Consider the following 16,706-nt stretch of genomic DNA (forward strand, 5'->3'; position numbering starts at 1 on the left):
CTCCCTTGGCGTAAGATCCTTTATAAGCGTTCTAAGATGCCAGCCAACAATGCGGCTCTGCGCGGAAGTTCTGTAAGCCATATATATTCTGACGATGAATGTGCTCCGTCTCCGCGGACTCCAAGCCCGTCCAATGTCGGCGTTCCGCATGCTGCAATAAAATTCCCATCACTGACTCCGCCCGTGCTCGTTTCACCGAGATCAAGGTTCAATTGATCCCAGGCAGCCCCGCGGGCGATATTGAACAGTCGTTCGATTTGCTTCGTTCTTTCCATCGGCGGGCGATTCATATCCCCAGTCATTTGCATACGAACTTCGGGATGAAAGGGCGTCAGATGGTTCATTCTCGCTGCAAAATGCCGAAAATCGTCCATCGTCTGCACGCGAACATCAATTTCCGCCGTCGCGCGATCTGCAATGACATTCGCACCGATGCCCCCGTTTACGACACCTACGTTGATATAAATGCCGCGGCTTGGTTCGGACCAAGTATGCAATCTAATAATCTGTCGCGCCATCTCCTCGACTGCGGACACGCCCGCCTCCGGGTTGACTCCGGCGTGGGCTGACCGTCCTTCCAAGGACAGCAGGAAGCGACCGCTGCCTTTGCGGGCGGTCTTTACCGCTCCATACGGTTCCATGGGAGGCTCCAGCACGAAGGCGGCCTCGCTCTTGCGCGCATAAGATTCGATCCATTGCCGGGAGGTGGGACTCCCAATTTCTTCATCACTATTAATTAATAACACAATTGATAGCTGTTGGGAAAGTTTATTTGTCATTTGCAGCAATTTTAATGCAAATAATGCTTGAATAAGACCTGCCTTCATATCGTAGACGCCAGGACCGAAGGCGCGATCCCCATCAATTCGGAACGGCCTGAGCTTCGCCTCGCCAGCAGGCCATACCGTATCCGCATGGCCGACCAGCAGAACTTGCCTCGGACCATTGCCTACACGAACGGCCAACCGATCTCCGTATTGCCGGTTCGGAACGCGCTCTACCCGTGCTTGGAGAACTTCGCTGCAGCGTGCAGCATACCAACCGATCATCCGGTCCGTTAATGACTTGTCCGTGGACGGTGAATCCATGTTGACACTCTCCGCCAAGAGAGCGACCATGTCCGGCAACCAACGTTCGAGCTGCGATACAAAATTCATAGGTTCTCGACCTGCCTTAATGGGAATGCGAATTGGAACCGAATAAGCGGTCTAATCCATATACCCGTTCTAAGATGAAAATAAAAATAAGACTAAGTAGAATCATGATGGATGAAATCGAAGCGACAAGCGGAGTCAGCGACTCCTGCATATAGTTGAATATCGCCATCGGCAGCGTGGTCGTCGACGGCGAAACGAGAAAGAGCGATACCGTCACGTTATCGAATGAAGTTAAGAAGGCGAACACCATTCCGGAGAAGATCGCTGGCCGGATGACCGGGAGCGTAATGTCCCAGAAGGTGCGTATCGGGTGAGCGCCCAATATAGCAGCCGCTCGTTCCAATGTATAATCGAAGGAGCTGAGTCCAGTTAACACCAGCCGCACTACGTACGGCACCGAAATGAGTATATGAGATAAGAGAAGTCCTGTAAACGTTCCTGCGAGCCCGATCCGTGTAAAGAATAAGAGTGCTGAAATCCCGATAATGAGTGAAGGCACCGTTAGCGGCGACAGCAAGAGAGCGTTAATCGCACCGCTGCCGGGCGGCCTGTATTTGTGAAGCGCCAACGCAGCCAGCGTGCCGAAGAGCGTTGCAATGACAGCGGCCAGCACCGCCAGCTTCAAGCTGAACCAGAAGGAATCGACGAATTCGGGTCGATCGAATATTTTGATATACCATTGCAGTGAAAAGCCTTCCGGCGGAAATCTCAGCACACCTGTCGATGTGAACGAGGTGGGAACGATAATAAGCAGCGGTGAAATGACCATCAGCACGACAAAGAACGTAATTAGACCAAGCGGGGTGAGGCGGAAACGTCCTGACTCCCTCATCATGATGAGAACACCTCCTTATGGCGCTTCGTCTCGACCAGCTTCGTAAAGAACGCAACCAACCCCAGTGTCGAACCGAGCAGCAAGAAAGCAAGCGCCGCTCCAAGCGACCAATCGTAAGCAGCCATCATCTTCTCATACGCGATGACAGGCATGACCTTCACAGAAGTGCCTCCCATAAGGGCCGGTGTCACGAACGCGCTCATTGCCAGACTGAATACGAGCGTCGTGCCCGCAAAGATGCCAGGCATGCTGAGCGGCAAGGTCACGCTGAAGAACATGCGCGCCTTGGATGCCCCGAGGATTCCGGCCGCCTTATATAATGAAGCATCTACCGCATACAGGCTCGTGGCCACCGCCAGCACCATGTAGACAATAAGGGAATCCGTTAACCCGATAACGACGCCGAGCTCATTGTAAAGCAAGCGCAACGGCTTATCGATAAGCCCAAGCTTTAATAACGTATTGTTAATAAAGCCGTTATCGCTTAAAATGACGACCCAGCCGAAGTTGCGTATGACAACACTGATTAAGTGCGGCGATAAAATAAGAAAAGTAATGAAACCGCGCATCTTGGGCGTTGCTCTCGCCATATACATCGCCACAGGGTAACCAAGAATAAGGCAAGCCAGCACCGTCCACAAGCTAAGCCTGACCGTGCGCCATAACACTTCAATATAATAGGGGTCTTGAAAAAAGAGCTTATACTGAGCAGCCGTCCACGCTCCCGTTCCTCCGTCTTCACGAACGCTAATCATTAGCATGTATAGCATCGGCAGCACGAACACGCCGAAGATAATAATGAAGCTCGGGACGAGCAGCAGTAGCGCTGCCCACACTTTGTTGCGCGCAAGCTTGGACATCGCTTACTCCTCCTTCCACGGAAAGACGCTGACGTCATGGGCATCCCATATGAGCTTGATGCGCTCCCCTTCGTCAAACCCCGCCTGACGGCGCAGCGTATGCGTACGAACGGTAACCGGAGCTCCCTCCACGTCGACGATAAGCTCGCCATAGGATCCGAGGAAAGAGATGAGGCGAACCGTGCCAAAGACTGTATTGTCTTCACCAAGGCCAGCCTTGGCATCGCGTTCCTCATGAGCTGCAGCCATTCGGATATGCTCGGGGCGGATATAAGCCGACACCCGCTCCCCTTCCTGGAACGAATACATATGTTGCTCCGCCTTCAATGTGATGCCGTTTGTCGTCACGAGCGCCCCCATGCCGTTTGACTGGGAGGTGACGACCGCCTCAAATCGATTTGATTTCCCAATAAACTCGTGTACAAATGCGGACGCTGGGGAATGGTATATGTCCTCAGGCGCACCAATTTGCTCCACCTTCCCGTGGTCCAAGACGACGATACGGTCGGATAAGTACATCGCTTCTTCCTGATCATGCGTGACGAAAATAGTCGTTACCCCAATCTCCTGCTGCAGCCGCTTCAGCTCCTCGCGCAATTCTTCCCGCAGCTTCGCATCCAAGTTGCTGAGTGGCTCGTCAAGCAAGAGCAACGACGGTTCTGTCACCAGCGCCCGGGCAATCGCAATACGCTGACGCTGTCCGCCGGATAGCTGCTTCGGATAACGATCGGCTACATGCGGCAGCTTCACCAGTTCGAGCACCTTGCGCACGCGTGCCTGCATATCACGCTTGGACGTCTTTCTCAGCTTCAGACCGTAAGCGACATTCTCTTCCACGGTCATATGCGGGAACAACGAATAGGTCTGGAACACCATGCCGAGATCGCGCTTGTTCGCAGGGACCCCATTCATCGATTTGCCTTTAATGCGCAGTTCCCCTCCATCCGGTTCCAGGAAGCCAGCGATCATATTTAATGTCGTCGTCTTCCCGCAGCCTGAAGGACCGAGGAATGTGACACACTCTCCCCGTTCCACCTGCAAGTTGAAATTGTCAACGACGGCCGTTCCTCCAAAGCGCTTGTGCACGCCCTGCAGTTCTACGTCATATTGTGTCATGAACATGCCTCCGCTCCGATAAGTATTCGCCATGTATGGTTGCTCAAAAAAGTCTCTTTTGAACACGAATTATTGTTTGCCGACCTGAGGTGCTACTTCTTTATTAAACGTATCTAGCCATTCCTTCATTTTTTGGCTGATGACTTCATAATCAAGTGCGACAATTTTGCTCTTATCGAAATCAAGCAGCTTCCCCGTGTCCTCCGGCAATTTCACATCGACGGCCGTATTATAATACAGCTTGGTTGCGTACAGAATCTGGACATCCTCCGTCAACAGGAAATCAATGAACGCTTTTGCAGCCTCCGGATGCTTGGCGCCTTTCACCAAAGAGGCAACGTTCGGCACGATATTTGCCCCTTCCTGCGGGATAACGAATTCAAGCTCCACACCTTGATCCTTCTGCACAATGCTGCGCGCCATCGTCCATGCTGTATACACGGATGTATGATTTTGCAAATTTTGCTGCAGCTGGGCGGCCGTCTTCGCAAAGGTCGGCATATACCCGGCAATCGTTTTCAGTTTATCGAACCCTGCGGTCATGTCTTTCTCGGATCCACCATTGGCATAAGCAAGCATAATGGTAGCGGATCGTCCGAAATTGCTGGACATTTCCGTCAGCGTAATATTTCCCTTCATCTCCGGACGAGCCAGGTCATTCCATGATTCAGGGACAGGCAGCCCTTTGTCCCGTACAAGCTTGGCATTATACGAAATACCCATTGGGGTAAAGTTGACGGTTACGCCGCTGTTCTCGTTCACCTTTAATGATTCGTCAATCTTGGACATATTCGGAATTTGGCTCGAGTCAAGTGTTTCCCACAACCCTTTTGCGCGTCCCGCCTCTTGTTCACCGCCCTCGATGACGGCGACGTCTATTTGCGGCGAGCCTTGCTGGGCAGTGACTTTCGCTACAATATCAGTCGACACGCCCGACACATATGACAGCTTGACCTCTGGGTATTTGTCATTGAACTTCTTAAAAATTTCATCCTTCATCAAGGCTTCGACCGTCGCGCCATTTCCCGCAACAATCAGTTCGCCTGCAAGCGCAGTTGAATTGGAATCGCTTCCATTAGTTTGGGTTGAAACCGATTCTCCGCAAGCTGCCAACAAAGTTCCTGCTAACGTCAAAGCCAATATCAACGAAGCCCAGCGACGTACCTTCATTATTTTCCTCCCTAATTCGTTCACATATAGTGAACACTGTTTATGAATAGTGAATATTGGTTTGATTTTAGCACAGCGATTTGGTATGTTCAATACAGATACCATGAATTTTGTCACATTTTAATCACTTATCAGGAAAAATATTGAACACATTCGTGAATTTTCGATGTCTTACGGAAAACATATTTGCAATCATCGTTTTGTTTGCATATTGGTGCGTGTTCGAAAAGGAACCTTTTTGAACAAACTCTATTGAGATGCAGGGTAGGGAGAGAGAGGGTATGGAACACTATCTGACTTCCGTACAGAAATGCTGTACGCTGCTTAAAGTATTTATTAACGGCAACAAAGAATGGGGCGTCACCGACCTAAGCAAGGAACTGCAGTGGTCCAAAGGGGCTGTGCATAAAATGCTGTCGACGCTTGAAAGCGAAGGATTCATCAAGCAGAATCCGCAAACGAAGCTGTACTCGCTCGGATATACCCTTCTGGAGCTGGGCAACAAAGTAAAGCATGATGATGATTGGGTCAGCTTCTCAAGGTCTTATTTGCAGCAGTTGGCTGAATTGACGAAAGAATCCGTCTGTCTTTGCATTCGTGACCATCGTGATGCCATCTATGTGGACAAGCTGGATTCTCCCTTGCCTATCCGCTTCATCATCGATGCGTACCGCCGCTTCCCGCTGTACGCGACAAGCGCATCGCGCGTTATTCTCGCCTTCAGTCCGGAGGAAATGTGGGATGCTGCACTCGAAGAGCCAATTACCGCGTTTACGGAACAATCGCTCACCGATCTTAGCGAAATACGAAGTCGTCTCGAACTCATTCGCAGCCGCGGCTATGAGATTAGCTCCAACATGCGCAATGTCGGTGTTACGGGTATCGCTGCCCCGATCTATCAAGCCGATGGCAGTGTAAATGCCTCCATCAGTCTCATCGGACCAAGTGACCGAATGGAACCGAATGTAGACCGCTGGCTCAGCGCGCTGCTGCAAATGACGAAGGAAATGTCCCGCTTAGTCGGTTATAAATAACGCCTGCTAGGCAATCTTCTTGTCAGAACCCTTCTACAAATGCAACAAGCCAAAGCCCGAACCATCCGGTTCAAGCTTTGGCTTCCTTTGTGCTGCGTCTATTTATTTGCGCTCAAGCATAATCCAACTGGCATACTCTGTCTCTTCGAACTTAATCGTAAAGTTGAGCATGTCGCCGAGCGAACGAAGTGGAGCGAAAATCATTCCGTCCTTCAGTTCCGGCGCAACCGGCAGTGTCATTGCCTGCCCGTCGGCTGTCGCTTCCTTGCTGCCCAGCTTCATTTCAATGCGGTTGCCTGTAATATCATCAATGATAGCGATTTGCTTCGTGCTGCTGTCATATTTCAAATCTGCATCGAATTGCTGCGCCACTTCACTAAGAGGTGCCATCATGCTGCCGTTTTTGTTGTAAGGAAGCGGATCGTCAGAGAACCAATCGTCGTATTCGCTGCTCTTCATAGGCAGCATTGCGATCTTGCTCGTAATGCCCATTCCCTTCAACCAGCTATATACAACCGATTTGGAATCGAAATGATTCAGCCACTTTCCTGGCGTCATGTTCGGATCGTCCATCTTCACAGCATTCGCCGTATCGATAACATCCGCCTTCACGTTGCCATTGATGTTGCTCAATTCCGATGTGATCGAATATGTAATGCCTTTTAACGGGATTTCTTGGCCTGCAGGCAGTGCCACATTCAACTGTATGGAAGATTTGCGAACATTAGACTGTCCGTCTACATAATAGTCCAGCGTCAGCTTCGTATTCGGTCCTAACACCGTTGCCAGCTCTGGCGTTTCTTTTACGAGCTTGGCATAAGCGGCATCGAGTTCTTCCACCCATTTCGGAGCATTTTCCATGACCCACTTGTACGCCGTCAAGCCGAGCACTTCACCGTCTTTCAAGAAATCCAGCTGACCGGATTCATCCCCGAGAGACAGTCCCATGCCTGCCGTGATGATTGGCGCATACAATTTGCCCATCTCTTGGAACCATGCCTTCAATCCCGCTTCATCCTTCAAGAGTGATTGCAACGTTTCTTTCACCCAAGGAATCAATTCCTCCCCGGTAAATTCCATGTGCAGCTTCTTGAGCGACAAGGATTCGCCTGCAACTTGCTCGTTCACCGACGATACGTCCGCTTGCTTCGGATTCGGAGCATGCTTGACTAACAAATCCACCGTCGATTTCATGAAGGATTGCGCTTGCTTCGTCACTTCATCCGTCGGCAGCATGCCGATACCTGCAACCAAACCAGGATCGCTAATAATAAGTGGTGATTTCGCTCCTTCCACCCATAATGCCATAGCAGTATCCTGCTTGCCTAATTTGAACGGCACTTCCTGGCCCGCCAGCTTCAGCTTGCCCTCCATTGACACATGTGTGATGTCTTGTGTCTTCGCATCAATGGTAATCTGCGCATCATTCAACCATTGAATGATCTGCTTGTCTTCATCGCTCAATTTCGCATTGTCAGCGAGATCAAGCTTTAATGAAACGGTACTCTTGGATTCAGCCGATTTGACGTCAAGCTGCTGCTTCAGTACCTTCGCAACATCAAGCCCGCCGATCGATTGACAACCCGTCAGCACGACGAGCATGGCAACTAGTCCGAGTGCCAGCCACTTCCGAATACGCATAATATCTCTCCCTTCATTGGTGAGCAATGATTCCCACGGATTCATTATGACCGTCCTTCCATCCGCTTGTAAAGACCCTTTCGTATCAATTCCGGCAATTGAATGAGAAAATCTCTATCGAGGCCTTCCGAAGAGAACTTAAACATATCTCAGTGGTAAAAACATACCCTCTCCTCCCGGTATTTTCTTCGCATTAAAGCCGATTCAACGTTATCCGGATGGAGAGGGTGCTGCAATATTGCAAGCTTATTGGGCTGCCGATCTGAGGCGTATATAGTCGTCTGCATCTTGGCATGCGGTGAGACGCCAATATTCTGTATGGCTCGCCGTCTGTTCCGGCTGGATCGTGACCAACGGCCCCAATGTTTCCAGCTCCAGCATGTGAGCGTTCGTATATAGCTCGAACGAGCTGCCGAAATCCGGGTAATGGACGTCCTGCTGCGGCTCGTAACGCTTTTCAAACGCAACGCCGCTTCGGATATACGCCGCCCAGCCTTCCTCATTGTGCATCCCGAATTTAAAAGCCTGTTGGAATTCGGAGGATTGACGAACCGTTATCAACTCCTCGCCCCAAGTGACGCGCTCGTCGTTCATCTTCGCATACGGCCACAACGAGATCGAACGGTTCGGCAAGAAGCCGGTTTCACGTTTCGTCTGCGGAGCGACCGCAATGCCTCCCGGCGCCATGACCGATATCGCCCAAGGCGCAAGCTCGATTGGCCATGGCCCTTTGTTCGTGATGACGTGGCGAACTGTAATCTCTTCATCAGATAGAAGAAGTTCAATTTCTTTGCTGATATGGGTCCACGGCTCGACCGGTGAGATGAATTTGACTCCCGATTCGGTCAATACATACTCAATAGGCTTATCGTCTGGCGCATAGGTGCGTGGATATGCTTCCGGGCTTGCCCAGAGACGGTGCCCGCCGCGCAGCAGCCATCCATCGCTGCCCATTGCATGAAATTCAGGCCCCTCCTGACGGACGCTGCCTTCGATATCCTCAAAAAAGACATTTTCACCATCCGCTAAGCTTAGATGCATAATTCGAATGCCGTAGGTAAGCGGCACAATCATACAATAAGTTCCGTTCTCCAGCTTCAGACTTTCTCCAAAACGTTCATGCTGTATCTTATTGACACTTATGTGATTCAATCATTTCGCCTCCCAATAATTCAACTCTGAAATCCGGCTCTGGATACAAAACGCTGGAACGCTTCCTGCCCTTGCCCGTCCTGCTTGAACACACCTGCAGTCCCCAAAATTTCAACGAATTTCGTTCCAATTTCATTGCGGATGATGTCTATCGCTTCTGCTTGTGAATTCGTCGTGCCCGCATTCCCCAGCATCGCCTCAATCCAAGCGGCGTGCGGATATAGAGCGTCCTTCTCATCCAATTGGAGCCGCAGCGTCTGCCAATCATCCTGACCTGTCAGCAAAGATGCCATTCGTTCGGTTTCCTGCTTCAGACGGCCCGGGAGTATTGCCAGCCCCATCACTTCGATCAGACCGATATTTTCTTTCTTGATGTGGTGGAGGTGGCGGTGCGGATGGAAGATGCCTTCCGGATGCTGCTCGTTGGTACGGTTGTTCCGCAGCACGAGATCCATCTCATACTGCGCCCCGCGGCGCCGCACGATCGGCGTCACCGTATTATGTCTTACTTCCCCGTCAGATCCGGATGTCGAAGCAAGCAGCTCTACACTAGGATCGCTGTAGCACTTCCACTGCTCGTACACCTCATCTGCACACTGCAGCAGCATCTCCTTATTATCGGATCGCAGACGCAACACCGACATCGGCCACTGCACGATGCCCGCCGTCACCCCCGGATAGGCAGAATGCGTAAACTCCGCGTCCATCGGCGCTCTCTCAATCGGAAACGTGTGTCTGCCCGCCTGAAAGTGGTCGTGACTCAGAATGGAGCCGCCTACAATCGGCAGGTCCGCATTCGATCCGATGAAGTAATGCGGAAATTGCTCCGTGAACGCCAGCAGACGGCTGAAGGTGCTTCGAGTCAACGTCATCGGAACATGTTCCTTGCGGAATATGATGCTGTGCTCGTTGTAATATACATACGGCGAGTATTGGAAGAACCACGGTTCCTCATTCAATTGCAGCGGTATGACGCGCAAATTTTGACGAGCCGGATGATTGAGCCGGCCCGCATATCCGACATTATCGGCGCAGAGCAGACACTTCGGATAGTCCGATACGGACGCCTGCCCTGCCTGCGCGATCTCCTGCGGACTTTTCTCCGGCTTAGACAGATTGATTGTCATTTCCATAGCGCCGAATTCGCTGTGATGAAGCCAGTATTCATTTTTCCGGACGCGGTCCACCCGAATGTAATTGCAGTTCCTGCTTAACTCGTAAAAGTCATCGGTCGCCCGCTCAATTCCGCTCTCCACACGCAGCTGCTCAAAGCGCGCGATCGTTTCCGATGGTCGCGGCATTAGCAGTCCCATAATCTTCGCATCAAGCAAGTCGCGCCGGGTTGCCGTATTGTCCGGTATGATCCCGATGCCATAAGCATAATCGAGCAGGTCTTCAAGCATCGCTTGGGGCTCATCTGGAATATCGCTCCATGTGTCGCTTTCGTATCCTGCGCAAGGTTCGGCAATATGGAACAGATCGAGCAATTGATTGCGGACATATGGCAGATCGGATGTGGCAATCATATCTTTGTGCAGCGCGTAGCGAATCAACCTTTCGATTTGCAAGGCAACACGCTCGGTTAAGGCTGACTCTTGCATCGTCCTTCCCCTCCTTATTCCACGTATCCGTTCGGATGCGCTTGATGCCAGCGCCATGCGCTCTGAATAATAATCTCCATGTTCTCCCGCTTCGGCTTCCAGCCCAAAATCGACTTCGCTTTGTCGGCGGAGGCGATGAGCACGGCAGGGTCACCGGCACGACGCTCGCGAATGACCGTCGGAATCGACAGTCCCGTCACGCGTTCAGCCGTGTGAATGACATCCAAGACAGAGAAACCATTGCCGCTGCCCAAATTGAACACGTCGCTCTCACCATCCTGCCGCAAGTAGTCCACTGCCAACAAGTGGGCATCCGCCAAATCGCTTACGTGAATGTAATCCCGTATGCAAGTGCCGTCCTCTGTCGGGTAATCGTTGCCGAAGACAGCAATTTCGTCTCGCTTGCCAAGCGCAGTCTGCAATACGATCGGCACCAGGTGCGTCTCTGGACAGTGGTCTTCGCCGATAAGCCCGCTCTCGTGCGCTCCCGCCGCATTAAAGTATCTAAGCGCCACGTACTTCAAGCTGTGCGTCTCGTCGAACCAACGCATCATCCGCTCCATCGTCAGCTTCGTCTCGCCGTATACGTTCGTCGGGTTCGTCTTGGCCGTCTCTTCAATCGGCGTCCGCTCCGGTTCGCCGTACGTCGCTGCTGTCGAAGAGAAGACGATGCGCTTCACGCCGAATTGCTGCATCACTTGCAGCAGCATGAGTGTGCCATGTACATTATTGTCATAATATTTGGCTGGGTTCTGCATGCTTTCTCCTACTAGAGAATAAGCAGCAAAGTGTATGACCGCATCGATGTCATGCTGCCCGAAGACGCCTTCCAAGAAGGCTTTGTCACGGATATCTCCGACATGAAGCGCACCACCCAGCACCGATGACCGATGCCCGGTCTCTAATGAATCAACAATAACAACCTCTTCCCCACGCGCAAGCAATTCCGCTACCGTGTGGGATCCGATATAGCCTGCACCGCCTGTTACTAATACAGCCATCGATTATGCCTCCCCCTTCACTGCAGTTGTCTGTTCTGTTATCTCATGTACGCCGTCACCGACGTTGCATACATAGAACTCTGCTCTCAATCCGGTGCGCTGCTCATATGCTTCACCGACCTGTGCGATAAAGCGTTCGACCGCCGCTTCGCTCACGAGGGATACGGTGCAGCCGCCGAAGCCGGCGCCTGTCATGCGCGAGCCAAGCGTCCCTTCCACCTGCAGCGCCTCCTCCACCATCACGTCAAGCTCAGTACAGCTGACCTCATACAGGTCGCGCAACGATTCATGCGAAGCAACCATCAGCTCGCCGAAGCGTTCCAACTTGTTCGCTTTGAGAGCCTCCACCGACTGCAGCACACGGTCGTTCTCCGCAATGACATGTTCCGCCCGTCTGCGTACGGTCTCATCGACAATCGCTTGCTTATTCACTTGATACTGTTCTGCGCTAAGCTGTGCCAGCAATTCAAGATCAGAGAACACGCTCTGTAACGCCTGAACCGCTTGATCGCACTGTGAACGGCGCTCGTTATACTTGGAATCGACCAGTCCACGGCGCTTGTTCGTATTGCCAATAACCAACTTATAACCGTCCGTACGGAACGGCACATGCGTAAATTCCAGCGTATCGCACATGAGCAGAATGGCGTGGCCTTCTTTGCCATTCGCTACGGCGAACTGGTCCATAATACCGCAATTGACGCCAACGAATCGATTCTCTGCCCGTTGGGACAATACGGCGATATCCGTACGGTCAATCCCATGCCTTTCCAGGATCAACAAGGCATAAGCGGTTACGACCTCCAATGAAGCAGACGATGACAATCCCGCTCCGTTCGGAATTTCCCCGTGGAACAGCAAGTCATACCCGTTCGTTATGCCACGTCCGGACTCTTCCAGCTCGACCATGACACCGATCGGGTAATCCGTCCACTCTCCGCTCTTCGCATGTTTGATATCCGCTATATTTACATTACGTTGAAAATCGAAATTGGTCGTGACCAAGCGAATCATGTCGTCATCACGCGGGCGAATCAGTAATGTCGTCCCGAACTCCAAAGCAGCCGGAAGGACGAAGCCTCCGTTATAATCGATATGTTCACCAATCAGATTCACCCGACCTGGAGCATGGAAAAAACGAACCGGCAATTGACTTGTCCCAAATTCCTGTTCGAATCGTGAGAGCAATGCGTTTGCTTCCATCACAATTTACCTCCTAATAAGTTCGTGTTCAAAAAGGCACTTTTCAGCACCGAGAAGTACAAGATTTCGTTAGAAAACTACATCGGAAGCATCCCTCGAAGAAGGAGGAGCGCAGTTAAAAGTTTGCGCAAGCAAACTCGCTTCGGAAGCATCCACTGGCAAGACTGCATGGTCACCTGATAGGTTTCCGTAATTGCACTTCATACATTTATCATACTGAAATACGTGGGAGTCTGTAATATAGCGATGTGCACATCATATAGACAAATGTGACCTCGGTTCAATTCCATGATACAATAGACATCGATAGAACGGTTAGCGTAAGGGGGAGAGCATGACACACTCCATAGAAGACCTGAATAGGCCGAATGCTGCCGATGAACCGGCACAGACTGCATGGCAAAAGGAAGAAACTTATTCCGTAGCCTCCAATCCGATGTTGATCGAACGGGAAGGGATTCATGTCCTGTTCTCCGGCGAGAGTCAGACTCATCCGTCCCACAGACTCGGTCCCAAGCTGTATGACTACTTTTTGCTGCATCATATTATGGATGGTCACGGTACATTTATAACCGAGACGAAGTCCTATCCGCTCGGACCCGGGGACGCCTTTCTCATTGCGCCCAATGAACTGGTCAGTTACGCGTCCGATGCCCGTTCCCCATGGGAATACCGTTGGATCGCCTTCAAGGGAGAACGCGCCGCGTCCCTCGTGCGCGCTGCCGGCTTTACGCCACAGCGACCGGTCGTCAGCGCAGGCTTGCAATGTGAAGCTCCGCAATGGATGGACCGCATTCGGCATGCTTATCAGCAGCGCGACATGTCTGCCGATTTAATCGCGCACGGCTGTCTCCATCTCATTATGGCGGACTATGCGGATCATCAGCGCAGTGTTGGTGACGATGTTCGTCTCAGACCAGAATCCGAAATTCAACAGACGGTGCGACAAATGATTCAAATGATGTCAACGCAATATGCACATCCGCTTTCCATCGAGCAAATCGCGGACAGCTTAGGTTATAGCCGTGCCTATTTGTCTCGCATCTTTAAACGCGTCACTGAGATGACACCAGTCACCTTTCTCTTGAAGCTGCGCATCGACAAAGGAAGGCAGCTGCTGCGAGAACGTCCGAATCTGACCATAGAGCAAATCGCCGCCTCTGTCGGCATACCTGACGCACTTTATTTCTCACGGCAATTCCGGCGTTTCTATGGACAGTCGCCCACCATATACAGAAACAGCACACTGGAACTAAATCGACCCGGCAAACGCAACAAATAGGAACAGGCATTTTAGAGGATATTGGTCATGCTTATTTTACACCCTGTACAATTCATTCGTAGGAGTGAGCTAGTCGCCGCGATATCCGAATTATCGCGCCGCGGAGTTGAGAAGCTGTCGTCCATGCTGAAAAGGAAAACTGAACAAGCACAAGCCGCCTGCAGCGCTAATCGGCCACAGGCGGCTTTATTGATCTTATGAACCTGTCATGATAAGCCTCTTAAATGTGCTGCCATCGGAACATAGCGCTCCTCGAATGCTTGCCGGTAACGCTCATGGCGCACCGCATCCGGCGCATATTCCACGACACCGCGGCTCTGCATCGCCACCCGAACCTCTTCGGCATTGCCGTAATATCCAGCGCCAAGCGCGGCCGCACAAGCCGCCCCCAGCATCGTCGCTTCTTCAATCGGCGGCACGACGAGCGTAATGTTGGAAATGTCCGCCTTCATCTGCAGCCATGCCGGCAGTCTCGTACCGCCTCCAACCGCCCGCATGAAGCGAATGGCATGCTCCGAGTTCCGTTCGGCGCTCTGCCGGATCATTTCAAGCTGATAGGCCGTCCCTTCAAAGACGGCGCGCAGCAATTCCTTCTTGCCATGGGATTGCGCAAGCCCGATCAATGCCGCCCGTGTGCGTGAATTCGGGAACGGCGCGCCGCTGCCCGATAAGTACGGGAAGAACATCGCTTCGCCCGGTCCATCATTCACCTCAACCATCAGTTCTTTAATCTGCTCGTAGGATAAGGCCTCATCTGCCAACTGCCGTCGAATCCATTCCACGGCACCGCCGGAGGAAGCGTTGCCTCCCATCCAGAAATGGTACCCTGGGACGACATGAAAGCCATAGGACAATCCCGTTTCAAATTCAGCTTGGCCCAATGCCCTCTTCTCGATTGTCCCGACGAGCGTCTCCGCCGTCCCCATCGACACATACACATCACCGGGATCGACGGCGCCGACAGCCAGTGCGGCACATACATGATCGTGCCCGCCGATAGCTACCGCCGCCCCTTCCGGCAGGTGCAGCGCCGCAGCCGTGGCCGCAGTGACGGAGCCAAGCGGAACACCGCTCGGACGAACTTCCGGAAATACGTCCTCGTTCAAGCCGAAGTGGCGAATCCACTCCATATCCCACGCCTGATTCGGGATGCTGTAAGCATATGTGCGCGTCGCGAGGGTCGGGTCGCACGCCATCACGCCCGTCAAGCGGTAAGCAATATAACCGGATACGGACAGCCACACGGCATCGTCGAACATGTCCGGATCACGTTCCTTCAGCCAGAGCAGCTTGGCTAAGCCATGCTTGAAGGATAAATGCAGCCCTGTCCGTTGGAACAGTTCTAGTGGTGTCCCTTCACGGCGAATCCGCTCGGCCTGCGGGGCCGAGCATGTCTCGAACCAAGGCAGAAACGGAGATTGCACGGCTCCGGTGCTGCGATTCACGAGCAATCCGCTCTCCGCCATGCTTGTAATGCCGATATAGGCGACAGGCTCTGTCCCGTAAGCTGCCATCAGCTCCCGAATCATCGTGGCCACGTCATTCCATAGCGCTTCCGGATCATATGTGACAAAGCCTTCATTCGAATCAACCGTTTCCGTCGGACGGCTCACTTGACCAATCAGCTGTCCGGTCTCATCAAACAGGCCGACTTTGCGATTCGTCGTACCCAAGTCAATCCCCATCATCCGCATGCTCTTATTCCCCTTTTCCTCGTAGCTGCTTATAAGCTGCATCGAACAGCGCACCCATCGGTTCGCGATAGACTGCATCCGCATATGCGTCCACGCTCGTTGCCGACCGGTTCATCAAGATGAGCTTCGCCTTGGCCGCCAGCCTGATAAAGCTGGCGGCCGGCTGCACCGTGAGCGAAGTCCCGCCCACGATGAGCAAATCCGCTTCACGAATTCGCGCGACGGCATGCGTGATTACGTCATCATGCAGCTGCTCTTCGTACAGCACAACGTCCGGCTTCAGCATGCCGCCGCACTCGGAGCACGCCGGAATTGCGCTCTCGCTATGCAGCACGCTGTCCAGTCCGTATTTCGCCCGGCAACTCGTACATTCGTTGCGATGGATGGAGCCATGCAGCTCCCACACCTCTTCGCTACCTGCCGCTTGGTGCAAGCCGTCGATGTTCTGCGTGACCACGGCCTTGACGATGCCGTCTTGCTCCAGCTGAGCCAGAACACGGTGGGCCGCATTTGGCTTGGCCGCTGAATGAATCATTTTCGCTCGATAAAAACGATAAAACGTGTCCGGATCGTGTTCAAAAAAGGACCGGCTTAATATGACCTCCGGCGGGTGGCGGAATGTCTCATCATCCGCAAAAATACCGTCACTGGAGCGAAAGTCGGGAATTCCGCTCTCCGTCGAAGTGCCGGCGCCGCCGAAGAAGACGACGGAACGGCTGCGGCTTAGCCAGTCTGCCAGCTGATTCGCATGGGCTTGTAGTGTTGAATCAGAATGTCCGGTTGGCATCATGTTCGCTTTCCTCCCTTTTCTACATCGATTGCTATGTAATTAAGTATAGCGCAGGGTGACCTAATGAGAAAACCTCTGTCGAGGCCCCTTGATTCAGAAAAACGAAACCCTATCAAGTCACCAGTCGGAAAAGTCAATTGCTCTTGCTCTCCACTACCGGGATCATATCA

At 52.3% G+C, this 16,706-nt stretch carries 14 protein-coding genes; 2 read left to right on the forward strand and 12 right to left on the reverse strand.

Annotation, left to right across the window (positions count from 1 at the left end):
* Positions 1 to 20 precede the first annotated feature (20 nt).
* The 5 genes from A372_RS0124595 to A372_RS0124615 form a co-directional block, all read right to left on the reverse strand.
* The gene (locus A372_RS0124595) at positions 21 to 1,157 is read right to left on the reverse strand and encodes a M20 family metallopeptidase (protein ID WP_019423576.1); all 1,137 of its coding nucleotides are present in this window, start codon (positions 1,155 to 1,157) and stop codon (positions 21 to 23) included.
* A gap of 16 nt (positions 1,158 to 1,173) precedes the next feature.
* On the reverse strand, positions 1,174 to 1,992 hold the full coding sequence (locus A372_RS0124600; RefSeq protein ID WP_019423577.1) for an ABC transporter permease: 819 nt from the start codon (positions 1,990 to 1,992) through the stop codon (positions 1,174 to 1,176).
* Complete coding sequence (locus A372_RS0124605) at positions 1,989 to 2,852, reverse strand: ABC transporter permease (protein WP_019423578.1); 864 nt, start codon at positions 2,850 to 2,852, stop codon at positions 1,989 to 1,991. Before A372_RS0124605 ends, A372_RS0124600 begins: the two co-directional genes overlap by 4 nt.
* Positions 2,853 to 2,855: 3 nt before the next feature.
* Positions 2,856 to 3,968, reverse strand: a complete 1,113-nt coding sequence (locus A372_RS0124610; RefSeq protein ID WP_019423579.1) for an ABC transporter ATP-binding protein — start codon at positions 3,966 to 3,968, stop codon at positions 2,856 to 2,858.
* Between the two features lie 69 nt (positions 3,969 to 4,037).
* Positions 4,038 to 5,138: an ABC transporter substrate-binding protein gene (locus tag A372_RS0124615; protein ID WP_019423580.1), complete on the reverse strand. Its 1,101-nt coding sequence runs from the start codon at positions 5,136 to 5,138 to the stop codon at positions 4,038 to 4,040.
* A gap of 281 nt (positions 5,139 to 5,419) precedes the next feature.
* Between A372_RS0124615 and A372_RS0124620 the strand changes: the two genes are divergently transcribed.
* The gene (locus A372_RS0124620; RefSeq protein ID WP_019423581.1) at positions 5,420 to 6,172 is read left to right on the forward strand and encodes an IclR family transcriptional regulator; all 753 of its coding nucleotides are present in this window, start codon (positions 5,420 to 5,422) and stop codon (positions 6,170 to 6,172) included.
* A 102-nt stretch (positions 6,173 to 6,274) separates the two neighbouring features.
* On the opposite strand, the gene A372_RS0124625 is transcribed toward A372_RS0124620, so the two are convergent.
* The 5 genes from A372_RS0124625 to A372_RS0124645 form a co-directional block, all read right to left on the reverse strand.
* Positions 6,275 to 7,858, reverse strand: a complete 1,584-nt coding sequence (locus A372_RS0124625) for a copper amine oxidase N-terminal domain-containing protein (protein WP_019423582.1) — start codon at positions 7,856 to 7,858, stop codon at positions 6,275 to 6,277.
* 201 nt (positions 7,859 to 8,059) lie between these two features.
* Entirely contained in the window at positions 8,060 to 8,965 is a 906-nt protein-coding gene (locus A372_RS0124630) for a hypothetical protein (protein WP_019423583.1), read from the reverse strand.
* Between the two features lie 20 nt (positions 8,966 to 8,985).
* On the reverse strand, positions 8,986 to 10,566 hold the full coding sequence (locus A372_RS0124635; RefSeq protein ID WP_019423584.1) for a UDP-glucose--hexose-1-phosphate uridylyltransferase: 1,581 nt from the start codon (positions 10,564 to 10,566) through the stop codon (positions 8,986 to 8,988).
* Positions 10,567 to 10,580: 14 nt separating this feature from the next.
* On the reverse strand, positions 10,581 to 11,567 hold the full coding sequence (galE, locus tag A372_RS0124640; RefSeq protein WP_019423585.1) for a UDP-glucose 4-epimerase GalE: 987 nt from the start codon (positions 11,565 to 11,567) through the stop codon (positions 10,581 to 10,583).
* Between the two features lie 3 nt (positions 11,568 to 11,570).
* Positions 11,571 to 12,770 (reverse strand): galactokinase, encoded by a 1,200-nt coding sequence (locus tag A372_RS0124645; RefSeq protein ID WP_019423586.1) that lies wholly within the window; start codon positions 12,768 to 12,770, stop codon positions 11,571 to 11,573.
* 334 nt (positions 12,771 to 13,104) lie between these two features.
* Between A372_RS0124645 and A372_RS0124650 the strand changes: the two genes are divergently transcribed.
* A complete protein-coding gene (locus A372_RS0124650; RefSeq protein WP_019423587.1) occupies positions 13,105 to 14,052 on the forward strand; it encodes an AraC family transcriptional regulator in 948 nt (315 codons plus the stop codon).
* A gap of 206 nt (positions 14,053 to 14,258) precedes the next feature.
* Here A372_RS0124650 and A372_RS0124660 read toward each other — a convergent pair whose 3' ends face one another.
* Together A372_RS0124660 and A372_RS0124665 are read right to left on the reverse strand one after the other, a co-directional pair.
* A complete protein-coding gene (locus A372_RS0124660; RefSeq protein WP_237728590.1) occupies positions 14,259 to 15,788 on the reverse strand; it encodes an FGGY-family carbohydrate kinase in 1,530 nt (509 codons plus the stop codon).
* A complete protein-coding gene (locus A372_RS0124665) occupies positions 15,751 to 16,536 on the reverse strand; it encodes an NAD-dependent protein deacylase (RefSeq protein WP_019423590.1) in 786 nt (261 codons plus the stop codon). The genes A372_RS0124660 and A372_RS0124665 overlap by 38 nt, the downstream gene beginning before the upstream one ends.
* Between the last annotated feature and the right edge of the window lie 170 nt (positions 16,537 to 16,706).

Origin of the sequence: Paenibacillus sp. OSY-SE (assembly GCF_000283315.1) — a bacterium.
GTDB lineage: Bacteria > Bacillota > Bacilli > Paenibacillales > Paenibacillaceae > Paenibacillus_B > Paenibacillus_B profundus.

What these genes read in the sequence shown, in the direction of transcription:
- galE (WP_019423585.1), bottom strand. Translation starts at nt 11,567, where the DNA reads ATGGCTGTATTAGTAACAGGCGGTGCAGGCTATATCGGATCCCACACG.
- A372_RS0124595 (WP_019423576.1), bottom strand. Translation starts at nt 1,157, where the DNA reads ATGAATTTTGTATCGCAGCTCGAACGTTGGTTGCCGGACATGGTCGCT.
- A372_RS0124660 (WP_237728590.1), bottom strand. Translation starts at nt 15,788, where the DNA reads ATGCAGCTTATAAGCAGCTACGAGGAAAAGGGGAATAAGAGCATGCGG.
- A372_RS0124645 (WP_019423586.1), bottom strand. Translation starts at nt 12,770, where the DNA reads ATGGAAGCAAACGCATTGCTCTCACGATTCGAACAGGAATTTGGGACA.
- A372_RS0124635 (WP_019423584.1), bottom strand. Translation starts at nt 10,566, where the DNA reads ATGCAAGAGTCAGCCTTAACCGAGCGTGTTGCCTTGCAAATCGAAAGG.
- A372_RS0124650 (WP_019423587.1), top strand. Translation starts at nt 13,105, where the DNA reads ATGACACACTCCATAGAAGACCTGAATAGGCCGAATGCTGCCGATGAA.
- A372_RS0124625 (WP_019423582.1), bottom strand. Translation starts at nt 7,858, where the DNA reads ATGAATCCGTGGGAATCATTGCTCACCAATGAAGGGAGAGATATTATG.
- A372_RS0124600 (WP_019423577.1), bottom strand. Translation starts at nt 1,992, where the DNA reads ATGATGAGGGAGTCAGGACGTTTCCGCCTCACCCCGCTTGGTCTAATT.
- A372_RS0124605 (WP_019423578.1), bottom strand. Translation starts at nt 2,852, where the DNA reads ATGTCCAAGCTTGCGCGCAACAAAGTGTGGGCAGCGCTACTGCTGCTC.
- A372_RS0124610 (WP_019423579.1), bottom strand. Translation starts at nt 3,968, where the DNA reads ATGACACAATATGACGTAGAACTGCAGGGCGTGCACAAGCGCTTTGGA.
- A372_RS0124620 (WP_019423581.1), top strand. Translation starts at nt 5,420, where the DNA reads ATGGAACACTATCTGACTTCCGTACAGAAATGCTGTACGCTGCTTAAA.
- A372_RS0124615 (WP_019423580.1), bottom strand. Translation starts at nt 5,138, where the DNA reads ATGAAGGTACGTCGCTGGGCTTCGTTGATATTGGCTTTGACGTTAGCA.
- A372_RS0124665 (WP_019423590.1), bottom strand. Translation starts at nt 16,536, where the DNA reads ATGATGCCAACCGGACATTCTGATTCAACACTACAAGCCCATGCGAAT.